The sequence below is a fragment of the Noviherbaspirillum suwonense genome (assembly GCF_900182955.1).
GTDB lineage: Bacteria > Pseudomonadota > Gammaproteobacteria > Burkholderiales > Burkholderiaceae_D > Noviherbaspirillum_A > Noviherbaspirillum_A suwonense.
The window spans coordinates 86,625-99,647 of the sequence record NZ_FXUL01000020.1; the positions used below are offsets into that span (position 1 = coordinate 86,625).

The following is a 13,023-nucleotide window of genomic DNA, read 5'->3' on the forward strand; positions in this document are numbered from 1 at the left end:
AACGGTCGTTTGGTTTTGGGATTATGCCGTAAAAATGGCGGTCCGATAGCGAATTCACCATGAGGGCATCGGGTAGAATCAGCCTATGAAAATTCTTGTGAGTAACGATGACGGCTACCTGGCCCCCGGCATCGCGGCGCTGGCCGAGGCAATGGCGGGGATTGCGGACATCACCGTGGTGGCGCCGGACAGCAACCGTTCGGGGTCGTCCAATTCGCTGACGCTGGACCGGCCGCTGCGGGTGTACAGGGCGCAGAACGGCTTCTATTCGGTCAATGGCACGCCGTCCGACTGCGTGCATATCGCGCTGACCGGCATCCTCGACGAGCGCCCGGACCTGGTCGTGTCGGGCATCAACCAGGGCCAGAACATGGGCGACGACACGCTGTATTCCGGCACGGTCGCCGCCGCCACCGAGGGGTTTTTGTTCGGCATCCCCGCCATCGCGTTTTCCCAGGTCGACCACGGCTGGAAGCACCTCGACGCCGCCGCCCGGGTGGCCCGCGACATCGTGCTGCGCCGTTTCGACGAGCTGCAGAAGCCCTGGCTGCTCAGCGTCAATATCCCCAACCTGCCGTACGAGAGCCTCGGCCGCACCGTCCCGACGCGGCTGGGCAAGCGGCACCAGTCCGAGCCGGTGATCCGCGCGACCGACCCGCAGGGCAACGAAATTTTCTGGATCGGGCCGCCCGGCGCGGCCAAGGACAATAGCGAAGGCACCGACTTCCACGCGACCGCCGCCGGCTGCGTGTCGGTCACGCCGCTGCGCATCGACCTGACGCATAACGACCAGCTGGCTGCATTGCGGCGCGCGCTGCCATGAGCGAGGGCAAGCGCTTCCCGCTGTCGCTCGACTCGCTCGGAAAACAGTCCAAGTCCGCCCAGGTCGCCACGCCGCAGACCGCGACCCGCAATGTCGCGCTGGGCACAGAACAGCGCGCGCGGCCGGCGTCGGACCAGGCGCGTCCGATGTCCATGGTGTCCGACGCGGTGCGCCAGGCCATGGTCGGACGCGTCGCCCGGCAGGGCGTGCGCGACGAAAAGGTGCTGGCGGCGATGCTGGCCGTGCCGCGCCACCTGTTCCTCGAACCGGGGCTGGCCAGCCAGGCCTATATCGACGCGTCGCTGCCCATCGGCCACCACCAGACCATCTCCCAGCCCTATATCGTTGCCCGGATGATCGAGGTCATGCGGGCCAACCGCAACGGCGGGCTGCTGAACCGCGTGCTGGAAATCGGCACCGGCTGCGGCTACCAGGCGGCGGTGCTGTCGCGGGTGGCGACCGAGGTCTATTCGGTCGAGCGCATCAAGGCGCTGCATGAGTTGGCAAGGGCCAATCTGCGGCCGATGCGGATACCCAATATCCGCTTGCATTATGGAGATGGTATGCTTGGCTTCCCGCGCGTGGCGCCATTCGATGGCATCATACTGGCCGCCGCGGGCATGGAAGTTCCGCAAACGCTGCTTGAACAGCTGACAATCGGCGGCCGCCTGGTCGCCCCGGTCGGCGCGCGTCATCAGGTGCTGCAACTGATCGAGCGCGTCGGCAATGACGAATGGAAGACGGCGACGCTGGAAGATTGCCACTTTGTGCCGCTGCGTCCTGGCACCGCCGGCTGACCTGCATACCCGAAGAAAAATAGTGAATATGGTAAGAATGAAGAAGATACGTCTGGCCTTGATGATCGTAATGGCGGCAAGCCTTGCCGCCTGCAACACCACGCGCACCGTGGCGCCGGTCGTGGAGCGCGCGTCGACCCCGCGCTCCGTCGCGGCATCCAAGCCGCGCCCGGCCGAAGCGCCGGCACCGTCCGGCCCCGGCTATTACACCGTGAAGAAAGGCGACACCCTGAACCGCATCGCGCAGGAGTTCAACCAGAACTTCCGCGACATCGTCATCTGGAACAACCTGACCAGCCCGAACGACATCAAGGTCGACCAGGTGCTGCGGGTCGCGCCGCCCGACGCGGCCGGCGCTCCGGCGCCGGGCGCCGCCCAGACCGGCAGCGTCGCCGCGTCGTCCGGCGTCGAGGTGCGGCCGCTGGGCGCGCCATCCGCTTCCCCGACGCCGCCGGCTGCCGGCACACCCGCCGCGGCGGGCGCCAACAAGACCTGGCCGCACGGCGAGAAGCGGCCGTATTCGGAAAGCGCGCTGGCCGAACTGCAAAAACCGGACAATGCGCCGCCGGCGCCGGCGGCGCCGCCCACCCGCACCGGCGAAAAGGCCATCGACAAGCCTGCAGACAAACCGGGCGACAAGCCTGGCGACAAGCCGGCCGACATCTCCCGCGCGGCCGAGGACGGCCTGGCGTGGATGTGGCCGGCCGAGGGCCGCGTGATCGGCACCTTCGACGGCGGCCGCAAGGGCATCGACATCGCCGGCAAGATGGGGCAGCCGGTGCTGGCCGCCGGCGCGGGCACCGTGCTGTACGCCAGCAGCGTGCGCGGCTACGGCAACCTGGTGATCGTCAAGCACAGCAGCAACCTGCTCTCGGCCTACGCGCACAACAGGACCATCCTGGTGAAGGAAGGCCAGGCCGTGACCAAGGGGCAGCGTATCGCCGAAATGGGCAATTCCGACACCGACGCAGTCAAGCTGCACTTTGAGATAAGGCAGCAGGGCAAGCCGGTGGATCCGTCAAAGTTCCTACCTCCCAGATAAAATGCGATGAAAACCGACCGCCGCGATTCGCCTGAAGATGACGATCTTCCGGAATCACCCCCGGAGGTCGGGCTTGACGATGACGAGGACGCGGCGGAACAGGGTGGCGCCGGCCATCCGGCCGCGGCCGCGGCCGCGCCGGTCGACGAACTGCGCACGGTGCTGGCGGCCGAGCTGTCGACCGACGCAACCCAGCATTACCTGAACCGGATCGGCATGCACCCGCTGCTGTCGGCCGACGAGGAACTGCGCTTCGCGACGTTGGCCAAGAGCGGCGAGTTCGCGGCGCGGCAGAAGATGATCGAGCACAACCTGCGCCTGGTCGTGTCGATCGCCAAGCACTACATCAACCGCGGCGTGGTGCTGCTGGACCTGATCGAGGAGGGCAACCTGGGCCTGATGCGGGCCATCGACAAGTTCGAGCCCGAACGCGGCTTCCGCTTTTCGACCTACGCAACCTGGTGGATCAGGCAGAGCATCGAACGCGCGATCATGAACCAGGGCCGCACCGTCCGGCTTCCGGTGCACGTGGTGCGCGAGCTGAACCAGGTGCTGCGCGCCAAGTACCACCTGGAGGCCCAGCATCATGACGGCAAGGACGCGACCTGCGAGGACATCGCGCACCTGCTGGACCGTCCGGTGGACGACGTGCAGGACATCCTTGCGCTGTCCGAGCATGCGGCCTCGCTCGACGCGCCGCTGGACAACGACCCGCAGGCCAGCCTGCTCGACATGTTGCCCGGCAATACCGACGACGGGCCCGACTCGCAGGCCGAGCATCATGAAATCATGGCGCTGGTGCGCGACTGGCTCGGGCACATGCCGGAAAAGCAGCGCATCGTCGTGATGCGGCGTTTCGGCCTGGATCACGAGGACCCGGCGACGCTGGAGGAACTGGCGGTCCAGATGGGCGTGACCCGCGAGCGGGTGCGCCAGATCCAGCAGGAAGCGCTGGTCAAGCTCAAGCGCGCGCTGGCGGCGCGCGGCGTCGGCAGGGACGCCTTGCTCTGACGCCCGCTTTCGCAGGCCGCGGCACCGCCGGCTGTTCCTGTCCGATCCGTGCCTGTCGGGTCGGCCCTTGGCCGCAGCGCCGATTGCCGCCATAATCTCACCCTTCGCGCGGCTGCCGGTCAGGCGGCCGCGCCCTGTCCATCTCTTCCCGCTCATGTCCCAGACACGTATAGAAATCGAATCCCTAGACATGGAAGCCCGGGGCGTCGGCCACCTGCAGAACGAGGATGGCAGCACCGGCAAGGTCGTGTTCGTCGAGGGCGCGCTGCCCGGCGAACTGGTCAGCTTTCATTCTTTCCGCCGCAAATCCAAGTGGGAGGCCGCGCACCTGATCGAAGTGCATCGCGAGAGCGCGCTGCGCGTGCGACCGAAATGCGTCTACTTCGGCACCTGCGGCGGCTGCGCGATGCAGCATATCGAGCCGTCCGCGCAGGTCGCGGCCAAGCAGCGCGTGCTCGAGGACAACCTGAAGCACATAGGCCGTCTGCGGCCGGAAGTGATGCTCAGGCCGATCCACGGCCCGACCTGGGGCTACCGGTACCGCGCCCGTTTCTCGGTGCGCAACGTGCCCAAGAAGGGCGGCGTGCTGGTCGGCTTCCATGAAAAGAAGTCGGGCTTCATCACCGACATGCGCTCCTGCGAAGTGGTGCCGGCGCATGTGTCGGCGATGCTGGTGCCGCTGCGCCGGCTGATCGCGTCGCTGTCCATCATGGAGAAGGTGCCGCAGCTGGAACTGGCGGTTGGCGACGGCCCGGACGGCCTGGTCACCGCGCTGGTGATGCGGCACATGGCGCCGCTCTCGGACGCCGACGAAGCCAGCCTGCGCGAATTCGCCGACCTGCACCAGGTGCAGTGGTGGCTGCAGCCGGCAGGCCCGGACAGCGCGTGGCAGTTTTATCCGACCGACAGCCGGCTGCTGTACCACCTGCCGGAATTCGGCATCGAGATGCCGTTCAAGCCGACCGACTTCACCCAGGTCAATCACCAGGTCAACCGCACGCTGGTTGCGCGTGCGATGGCGCTGCTCGACGTCCAGCCGGGCGACCGGGTGGCCGACCTGTTCTGCGGCCTCGGCAATTTCACGCTGCCGATCGCGACCAGGGCGCGGGAAGTGGTCGGCATCGAGGGCAGCGCGTCGCTGACCGCACGGGCGCTCGAGAATGCCCGCCACAACCACCTGGCCGGCAAGGTCAGCTTCAGCACCCGCAACCTGTTCGAGGTGTCGGCGGAAGACCTGCTGGCCTTGGGCAAGTTCGACCGCATGCTGATCGACCCGCCGCGGGATGGCGCCGCGGCAGTCTGCGCGGCGATGGCCGCGCTGCACGGGAACGCGCCGGAAAGCCTGCCGTCGCGCATCGTCTACGTCTCCTGCAGCCCGTCGACGCTGGCGCGGGACGCCGGCATCCTTGTCGGGCAGGCAGGCTATGCGCTGAAGAAGGCGGGGGTGATGAACATGTTCCCGCATACCGCGCACGTCGAATCGATTGCCGTGTTCGAGCGTGCGGCCAGCGCATGAAAAAAGGCCAGCTGGAAGCTGGCCCTTGGTGAAACAGTAGCCGCGGCGCACTCGCCGCGGTTCAGAAAGCGCCTAGTCGCGGCTGCCGCCAAAGATGCCCAGCAGGGACAGCAGGTTGGCGAAAATGTTGTACAGGTCCAGGTAGATCGCCAGCGTGGCGGTGATGTAGTTGGTCTCGCCGCCGTTGATGACCTGCTGCACGTCGTACAGGATGTAGGCCGAAAAGATGCCGATGGCAAGCACGGAGACCACCAGGTAGAGCGCCGGCAGGTGCAGGAAGATGTTCAGCACCGATGCCGCCAGGATCACCAGCACGCCGGCGAAAAGGAATTTGCCCATGCCGGAAAAGTCGCGCTTCGACACCGTGGCCACCGTCGCCATCACGCCGAAGATCGCAGCCGTGCCGCCGAAGGCGGTCATGACCAGCGTGCCGCCGTTGCTGTAGCCCAGCGTCACGCCGATCAGGCGGGACAGCATCAGGCCCATGAAGAAGGTGAAGGCGAGCAGCACGCCGACGCCGGCCGCCGAATGCTTGGTTTTCTCGATGGCGTAGAAAAAGCCGAAGGCAATCGCGAGGAATACGACGAAACCCATCATCGGGTTGCCGGCGAACAGGCTGAAGTTCATCCGCACGCCCAGCCATGCGCCGAGCACCGTCGGGATCATGGAAATGGCGAGCAGCCAATAGGTGTTGCGCAGCACGCGATGCCGGGTAACCGCGACTTCGCCTGCGCTGCCAAAAGCCGTTTGAAATCTGGTGTCCATGCTGGTTTCTCCGCTAGTGGTGAAAATGGAAAGTGAGGGAAAGCATACCATGTGCCGCACCGGGTGCAAGATGCGTGTGTTGACCCGCTTCATAGGGCACTTCTTCTAGGGGCGGCGGCATTCGTGTTAAAATCACCGGCTAACTGCATTCCACCTCTTCACCTTTAACCCTTTCTTTTCATTGGAGTTTTTAAATATGGCAATCGAACGCACCCTGTCGATCATCAAACCGGACGCAGTCGCAAAAAACGTGATTGGTCAGATTTACACGCGTTTTGAGAACGCTGGCCTGAAAGTCGTCGCTGCCCGCATGATCCACCTGTCGCGTGCCGACGCCGAGGGTTTCTATGCAGTGCACCGCGAGCGTCCTTTCTTCAAGGACCTGGTCGACTTCATGATCTCGGGCCCGGTGATGGTGCAGGCGCTGGAAGGCGAAGGCGCGATTGCGAAGAACCGCGACCTGATGGGCGCAACCGATCCGAAGAAGGCAGACAAGGGCACGATCCGCGCCGATTTCGCCGACTCGATCGACGCCAACGCAGTCCACGGCTCCGATGCCGCCGAGACCGCCCAGGCTGAAATCGCCTACTTCTTCCCCACCCTGAACGTCTACTCCCGTTAATTCGTTCAACCCGCGGCGCTGCTCTTCCGGCGCGCCGCGCTTCCTCCGGAATCCACCCGATGACGCAACTCACCAACCTGCTGGACAAAGATCCCGCGCAACTCGTCGCCTACTGCGCCGAGCTGGGTGAGAAGCCGTTTCGCGCCAAGCAGCTGCTGCGCTGGATACACCAGTTCGGCGCGAGCGACTTCGATGCCATGACCGACCTTGCCAAGTCGCTGCGCGACAAGCTGGCAAGCCGCGCCTTCATCGCGGCGCCCGCCGTCATCAGCGACCATACGTCGACTGACGGCACCCGCAAGTGGCTGCTCGACGTGGGCGAGGGCAACGCGGTGGAAACCGTGTTCATCCCGGAGGAAAACCGCGGCACGCTCTGCATCTCGACGCAGGCGGGCTGTGCGGTGAATTGCCGCTTCTGCTCGACCGGCAAGCAGGGTTTCAGCCGCAACCTGACGGTCGGCGAGATCATCGGCCAGTTGTGGATGGCCGAATTCGCGCTGCGCCAGGCCAAGGGCATCGAACCCGGCCCCAAGGGCGAGCGCCAGATTACCAATGTCGTGATGATGGGCATGGGCGAACCGCTGCTCAATTTCGAGCCTACCGTCACTGCGCTCAAGCTGATGCTGGACGACAATGCCTACGGCCTGTCGCGGCGTCGCGTGACCCTGTCCACCAGCGGCGTCGTGCCGATGATGGACAAGCTGTCCCAGGAATGCCCGGTGGCGCTGGCAGTGTCGGTGCATGCGTCCAATGACGCGCTGCGCGACAGCCTGGTGCCGCTGAACAAGAAATACCCGCTGCGTGAACTGATGGCAGCCTGCCGCCGCTATCTCGAATTCGCGCCGCGCGACTTCGTCACCTTCGAATACTGCATGCTGGACGGCGTCAACGACAGCGACCAGCATGCGCGCGAGCTGATTGCGCTGGTGCAGGACGCCAATGCGCCGGTGCCGTGCAAGTTCAACCTGATTCCGTTCAATCCCTTCCCCGAGTCCGGGCTCAAGCGCTCCAACAACGTGCGCATCAAGGCGTTCGCCAAGGTGCTGATGGACGCCGGCATCGTGACCACGATACGCAAGACCCGCGGCGACGACATCGACGCCGCCTGCGGGCAGCTGGCCGGCGAGGTGCAGGACCGCACCCGCGTCCAGGAACGCATGCAGAAAATGGCCGAGTACCAGCAGAAATACGGCAGCGACTTCGGCCGCATCGTGGAGATTTCCTCGTGACGGCTGGGCTGCGGCCCCGGCTCCTGATCGCGCTACTCGTCATGCTGCTGGCGGGCTGCGCCGGCACCGGCCAGAATCCGCCGGCGGACGACCTGCGCAACAGCGCCGACCAGAGCGAACTGCAGCGCCGCGCCCAGATCAGGCTGCAGCTGGCGGTCGGCTACTACGGCCAGGGCCAGCTCGCCACCGCGCTCGATGAAGTCAAGCAGGCGCTGCAGATCGACCCCAACCTCGCCGACGCCCACGGCGTGCGCGCGCTGATCCACATGGACATGGGCGATGCGCAGCTTGCCGAGGAAAGTTTTCAGCGCGCGATGAAGCTTGCGCCCGGCAATCCCGACTTCGCCAACAACTATGGCTGGTTCCTGTGCGAGAACGGCCGCGAGCGCGACTCGCTGGCCTACTTCGAAACCGCGCTCAGGAGCCGCGCCTACACGTCGCCGGCCAAGGCGCTGAACAATGCCGGCGTCTGCAGCATGCGCCTCGACGACATGGCCGGCGCGGAGCGTTATTTCAACCGGGCGTTCCAGGCCGATCCCGGCAATGGCGACGCCAACCTCAACCTGTCCCGGCTGTATTACCGGCGCGCCGATTACCAGCGCGCCCGGTTTTACGTAAACCGGGTGCTTCATGCCGAAAACTCCGGCGCCGCCGTGCTGTGGATGGCCATCAAGGTCGAGCGCAAACTGGGCGACCAGAACGCCGCCTCATCGCTGTCCAACCAGCTGCGCCGCCGATTTCCGGATTCCCGTGAATATGCTGCCCTGACGCGCGGGGCCTACGATGAGTGATTTATCCATGACCGAACCGACGGACTATGCGGGGCAGCAGGACCCGGCCGAATATGGCCAGCCAACGCCGGGCGTGCAACTGGCAATGCGCCGCCAGGAATTCAACTGGACTGTCGAGCAGGTCGCCAGCCAGCTCAACCTGGCGCCGCGCCAGATCCTTGCGATGGAAGCCGACGATTACGGCGCATTGCCCGGCATGGCGGTCGCGCGCGGCTTCATCCGTTCCTATGCCAAGCTGCTGAAGCTCGACTCCGCGCCGATGCTCGCGCAGATCGCCAAGGCGCCAGGCAGCGCCGAGCAGGCGATCCCGCTGCGCCGCGCCATTCCCAGCACCACGTTCCAGCCGCACCGCGGCGCCGGCCGCGCAAGGTCGGGTGGCCTGTCCAAGCTGCTGCTGGCAGCGGGCGTGGTGATCGTCGCGGCGCTGGCGGCCGTTGCGTACAGCCAGCGCGAACAGCTTGCGGGCTATCTGCCCGCGTCGCTTTCCCGGCTGCTGGAACACGCGCCGTCCACTGCGCCGGTTGCCGGCGAGCAGGCGGACGGCCGGGTCGTCGACACCGACGTCGCGCCGCCGCTGCATCGGTCCGAGTCCGCGCAGCAGGCGCCGGTGGCAGCGCCTGCGCCGCCCGGCATGACGCCTGAATTGTCGGTGCCGCCAACGGTCGCCAGTGGGGCTGGCGCGGTCGGAGCGACCGGTGCTGCCGCTGCCGCCGGGACAAGCGCCGCCGCAGCCCAGTCGGCCAATACGCTGGTGCTGACCATGCGGCAGGATTCATGGGTCGAAGTCAAGCGTGCCGACAACACCACGGTGACGTCCCGCGTCCTGCGCGCGGGCAGCACCGAGACCTTCGAGATCACCGGCCCGCTGACGGTGACGGTGGGCAATGCGCGCGGCGTCGATGCGACGGTGCGCGGCAAGCCGCTCGATGTCGCGGGAACGACGCGCAACAACGTGGCCCGTATCAGCGTCAAGTAAGCAGCAACATGCAGATCGATGCGGAGCGGGTGAGGGCAGGCCTTGACCGCGCTCCGGTCGGCACAGGAAGGAATTTCGCGATGAATACAGCAAACATGCCAGCAAACTCCGGCGCCGCCGCCCGTCACCCGACGCGGCGCGCGGTGGTGCGCCATGGCGACCGGGAAGTCGTGATCGGCGGCGGCGCGCCCATCGTCGTGCAGTCGATGACCAATACCGACACCGCCGACGCCATCGGCACCGCGATCCAGGTCAAGGAACTGGCGCGCGCCGGCTCGGAGATCGTCCGTATCACGGTTAATAATGCCGAAGCCGCCGCCGCGGTGCCGGCGATCCGCGAGCAGCTCGACCGGATGGGCGTCGACGTTCCGCTGGTCGGCGACTTCCACTACAACGGCCACACGCTGCTCAACGATTTTCCCGACTGCGCGCGGGCGCTGTCGAAATACCGGATCAATCCCGGCAATGTCGGGCAGGGCGCCAAGCGCGACACCCAGTTCGCGCAGATGATCGAGGCGGCCTGCCGCTACGACAAGCCGGTGCGCATCGGCGTCAACTGGGGCAGCCTGGACCAGGCGCTGCTGGCGCGCATCATGGACGAGAACGCCCGGCGCGCCGAGCCGTGGCCGGCGCAGGCGGTGATGTACGAGGCGCTGGTGACCTCGGCCATCGAGAACGCGCGCCGCGCCGAGGAAGTGGGCCTGGCCGGCGACCGCATCATCCTGTCCTGCAAGGTGTCGGGCGTGCAGGACCTGATCGCGGTCTACCGCGAGCTGGCCAGCCGCTGCGACTACCCGCTGCACCTTGGGCTGACCGAGGCCGGCATGGGCAGCAAGGGCATCGTCGCGTCGACCGCGGCGCTGTCGGTGCTGCTGCAGCAGGGCATCGGCGACACGATACGGATTTCGCTGACGCCGGAACCAGGCGGCGACCGCACGCGGGAAGTCATCGTCGGCCAGGAAATCCTGCAGACCATGGGCCTGCGCAAGTTCACGCCCATGGTCATTGCCTGTCCCGGCTGCGGCCGCACCACGTCCACCGTGTTCCAGGAACTGGCTGACGATATCCAGACCTACCTGCGCGACCAGATGCCGGCCTGGAAAGGCCAGTATCCGGGCGTCGAGGAAATGAATGTCGCGGTCATGGGCTGCATCGTCAACGGCCCCGGCGAATCCAAGCATGCGCATATCGGCATCAGCCTGCCCGGCACCGGCGAATCGCCGGCCGCGCCGGTGTTTGTCGATGGCAAGAAAACCGTCACGCTGCGTGGCGAACATATTGCCGAAGAATTCCAGGCCATCGTGCTTGACTATGTCCGCACCCGCTACGGGAATGCGGCCGCGGCCGCGCCGTTGGCCGGCTCCGTTGAAAATCAGCTGTAGAAACCATGTCAGATAACAAGAAACCTGAAAAAATCGTCGGCGTCAAAGGGATGAACGACATCCTGCCGGCCGATGCGCCGTTGTGGGAACTGTTCGAGAACACGGTCCAGACCGTGCTCAAGAGCTATGGCTTCCAGCAGATACGCACGCCCATCGTCGAGCCGACGCCGCTGTTCGCGCGCGGCCTCGGCGCCGTCACCGACATCGTCGAAAAGGAAATGTATTCCTTCACCGACTCGATGAACGGCGACGAACTGACGCTGCGCCCGGAAAGCACCGCCGGCGTCGTGCGCGCCGCGCTGGAACACAACCTGACCTACGACGGCCCGAAACGGCTCTGGTACCAGGGCCCGATGTTCCGCCACGAACGGCCGCAGCGCGGCCGCTACCGGCAGTTCCACCAGGTCGGCGCCGAGGCGATCGGCTTTGCCGGCCCGGACATCGACGCCGAGCTGATCATGCTGTGCCAGCGCCTGTGGGATGACCTCGGGCTCGACAGCATCCGGCTCGAGATCAACTCGATCGGCGACGCCGACGAGCGCGCCCGCCACCGCACCGACCTGATCGCCTATTTCGAGCAGCACCGCGACCAGCTCGACGCCGATGCGCTGCGCCGGCTGCATGCCAATCCGCTGCGCATCCTCGACACCAAGAACCCGGCCATGCAGGCGCTGGTCAATGCCGCGCCCAAGCTGCTCGACTACCTCGGCGAGGAATCGCGGGCGCACTTCGACGGCGTCGAGAACATCCTGCGCCACAGCAATATCCCTTACACCGTCAACCCGCGCCTAGTGCGCGGCATGGACTATTACAACCGCACCGTGTTCGAATGGGTGACCGATCAGCTCGGTTCGCAGGGCACGGTCTGCGGCGGCGGCCGGTATGATCCGCTGGTCGAGATGTTCGGCGGCAAGCCGACGCCGGCCTGCGGCTTCGCGATCGGCGTCGAACGGCTGCTGGAGCTGATGAAGGCGTCCGGCGAGCAATTCACGCCCAACCAGTGCGACGTCTACCTGGTCCACCAGGGCGATGAAGCGCAGCTGCAGGCTTTCGTGCTCGGCGAGCGCCTGCGCGACGCCGGGCTGGACGTGGTGCTGCATTGCGCCACCGCGGCCGGTCCCGGCAGCTTCAAGTCGCAGATGAAGCGGGCCGACGCCAGCGGCGCGGCCTTTGCCGTCATCATCGGCGAGGACGAGGTGTCCAGCCATACCGCCAGCGTCAAGACGCTGCGCGGCGCCGACGGCGAGAGCCAGCAGCGCTCGGTGGAATTCGATTCGGTGGCCGAATACCTGGTCGATCAGATCATCGGCGCCGGCCACGACGACGGACACGACCACGGTCATGTCCATTACAAACACTAGAAATATCAGCAACGACATTGGAAATGGGACGGCGCAAGCATGGCATACGATCTTGAAGAGCAGGAACAGATAGAAACCCTGAAAAGCTGGTGGAATCGCTACGGCAACCTGGTGACCTGGCTGCTGATCGCTGCGCTGGCAGCCTTTTCGGGCTGGTCCGCCTGGAATTACTACCAGCGCAACCAGGCGGCCCAGGCCGGCCAGCTGTATGACGAGATCGGCCGGGCGGTCATCGCCAAGGATAATGAGCGGGTGATGCGCGGCGCGGCCGACATGCGGGACAAGTTCGCCCGCACCGCCTATGCCGAAATGGCCGCGCTGATGGCCGCGAAGGTGGCGTTCGACGCCAACGACCTGAACGGCGCCAAGGCCCAGCTGCAGTGGGTGGTCGACAATGGCCGCGACGACGAGTACCGCGCGCTGGCCCGCATCCGGCTGGCCGGCGTTCTGCTCGACGAGAAAGCCTACGAAGAAGGACTGAAAGTGCTGTCGGCCGACGTGCCCGCCGCCTTTGCCGGCGCCGTGGCCGACCGTCGCGGCGACCTGCTGATGGCGCAGAACAAGATCGCCGAGGCGCGCACCGCCTACCAGGAGGCGCTGCAGAAGTCCGACGCCAAGAGTCCCGGCCGGCAACTGATCCAGCTGAAACTCGACGCCATCGGCGGCGCCAACCCGGCCGCCTGAGCCTGTTCACCGCACAAGTATAAA

At 66.0% G+C, this 13,023-nt stretch carries 13 protein-coding genes; 12 read left to right on the top strand and 1 reads right to left on the bottom strand.

Features of this window, described 5'->3' with window-relative positions; all coding sequences use genetic code 11:
- The first annotated feature begins 85 nt into the window (after nt 1-85).
- From surE to rlmD, 5 genes are all read left to right on the top strand, one after another.
- A complete protein-coding gene (surE, locus tag QOL82_RS21645) occupies nt 86-823 on the top strand; it encodes a 5'/3'-nucleotidase SurE (RefSeq protein WP_283444390.1) in 738 nt (245 codons plus the stop codon).
- Complete coding sequence (locus tag QOL82_RS21650; RefSeq protein ID WP_283444391.1) at nt 820-1,620, top strand: protein-L-isoaspartate(D-aspartate) O-methyltransferase; 801 nt, start codon at nt 820-822, stop codon at nt 1,618-1,620. The genes surE and QOL82_RS21650 overlap by 4 nt, the downstream gene beginning before the upstream one ends.
- A gap of 37 nt (nt 1,621-1,657) precedes the next feature.
- On the top strand, nt 1,658-2,662 hold the full coding sequence (locus QOL82_RS21655; protein WP_283444392.1) for a peptidoglycan DD-metalloendopeptidase family protein: 1,005 nt from the start codon (nt 1,658-1,660) through the stop codon (nt 2,660-2,662).
- A 6-nt stretch (nt 2,663-2,668) separates the two neighbouring features.
- The gene (gene rpoS / locus QOL82_RS21660) at nt 2,669-3,673 is read left to right on the top strand and encodes an RNA polymerase sigma factor RpoS (RefSeq protein ID WP_283444393.1); all 1,005 of its coding nucleotides are present in this window, start codon (nt 2,669-2,671) and stop codon (nt 3,671-3,673) included.
- A gap of 154 nt (nt 3,674-3,827) precedes the next feature.
- Entirely contained in the window at nt 3,828-5,189 is a 1,362-nt protein-coding gene (rlmD, locus tag QOL82_RS21665) for a 23S rRNA (uracil(1939)-C(5))-methyltransferase RlmD (protein WP_283444394.1), read from the top strand.
- 72 nt (nt 5,190-5,261) lie between these two features.
- Here rlmD and QOL82_RS21670 read toward each other — a convergent pair whose 3' ends face one another.
- Nucleotides 5,262-5,954: a Bax inhibitor-1/YccA family protein gene (locus QOL82_RS21670; RefSeq protein WP_283444395.1), complete on the bottom strand. Its 693-nt coding sequence runs from the start codon at nt 5,952-5,954 to the stop codon at nt 5,262-5,264.
- A 196-nt stretch (nt 5,955-6,150) separates the two neighbouring features.
- On the opposite strand from QOL82_RS21670, the gene ndk reads away from it, so the two are divergent.
- The 7 genes from ndk to QOL82_RS21705 all read left to right on the top strand — a co-directional run bounded on the left by ndk (nt 6,151) and on the right by QOL82_RS21705 (nt 12,999).
- Nucleotides 6,151-6,576, top strand: coding sequence for a nucleoside-diphosphate kinase (gene ndk, locus QOL82_RS21675; protein ID WP_283444396.1), 426 nt, complete (start codon nt 6,151-6,153; stop codon nt 6,574-6,576).
- 59 nt (nt 6,577-6,635) lie between these two features.
- Entirely contained in the window at nt 6,636-7,805 is a 1,170-nt protein-coding gene (gene rlmN / locus QOL82_RS21680; protein WP_283444397.1) for a dual-specificity RNA methyltransferase RlmN, read from the top strand.
- Nucleotides 7,802-8,596, top strand: a complete 795-nt coding sequence (pilW, locus tag QOL82_RS21685) for a type IV pilus biogenesis/stability protein PilW (RefSeq protein WP_283444398.1) — start codon at nt 7,802-7,804, stop codon at nt 8,594-8,596. Before rlmN ends, pilW begins: the two co-directional genes overlap by 4 nt.
- Nucleotides 8,597-8,603: 7 nt before the next feature.
- Nucleotides 8,604-9,572: a helix-turn-helix domain-containing protein gene (locus tag QOL82_RS21690; protein ID WP_283444399.1), complete on the top strand. Its 969-nt coding sequence runs from the start codon at nt 8,604-8,606 to the stop codon at nt 9,570-9,572.
- An 80-nt stretch (nt 9,573-9,652) separates the two neighbouring features.
- Nucleotides 9,653-10,954 (top strand): flavodoxin-dependent (E)-4-hydroxy-3-methylbut-2-enyl-diphosphate synthase, encoded by a 1,302-nt coding sequence (gene ispG, locus QOL82_RS21695; RefSeq protein ID WP_283444400.1) that lies wholly within the window; start codon nt 9,653-9,655, stop codon nt 10,952-10,954.
- Nucleotides 10,955-10,959: 5 nt separating this feature from the next.
- Complete coding sequence (gene hisS / locus QOL82_RS21700) at nt 10,960-12,315, top strand: histidine--tRNA ligase (protein WP_283444401.1); 1,356 nt, start codon at nt 10,960-10,962, stop codon at nt 12,313-12,315.
- Between the two features lie 39 nt (nt 12,316-12,354).
- Nucleotides 12,355-12,999, top strand: a complete 645-nt coding sequence (locus tag QOL82_RS21705) for a YfgM family protein (RefSeq protein WP_283444402.1) — start codon at nt 12,355-12,357, stop codon at nt 12,997-12,999.
- Nucleotides 13,000-13,023: the final 24 nt, after the last annotated feature.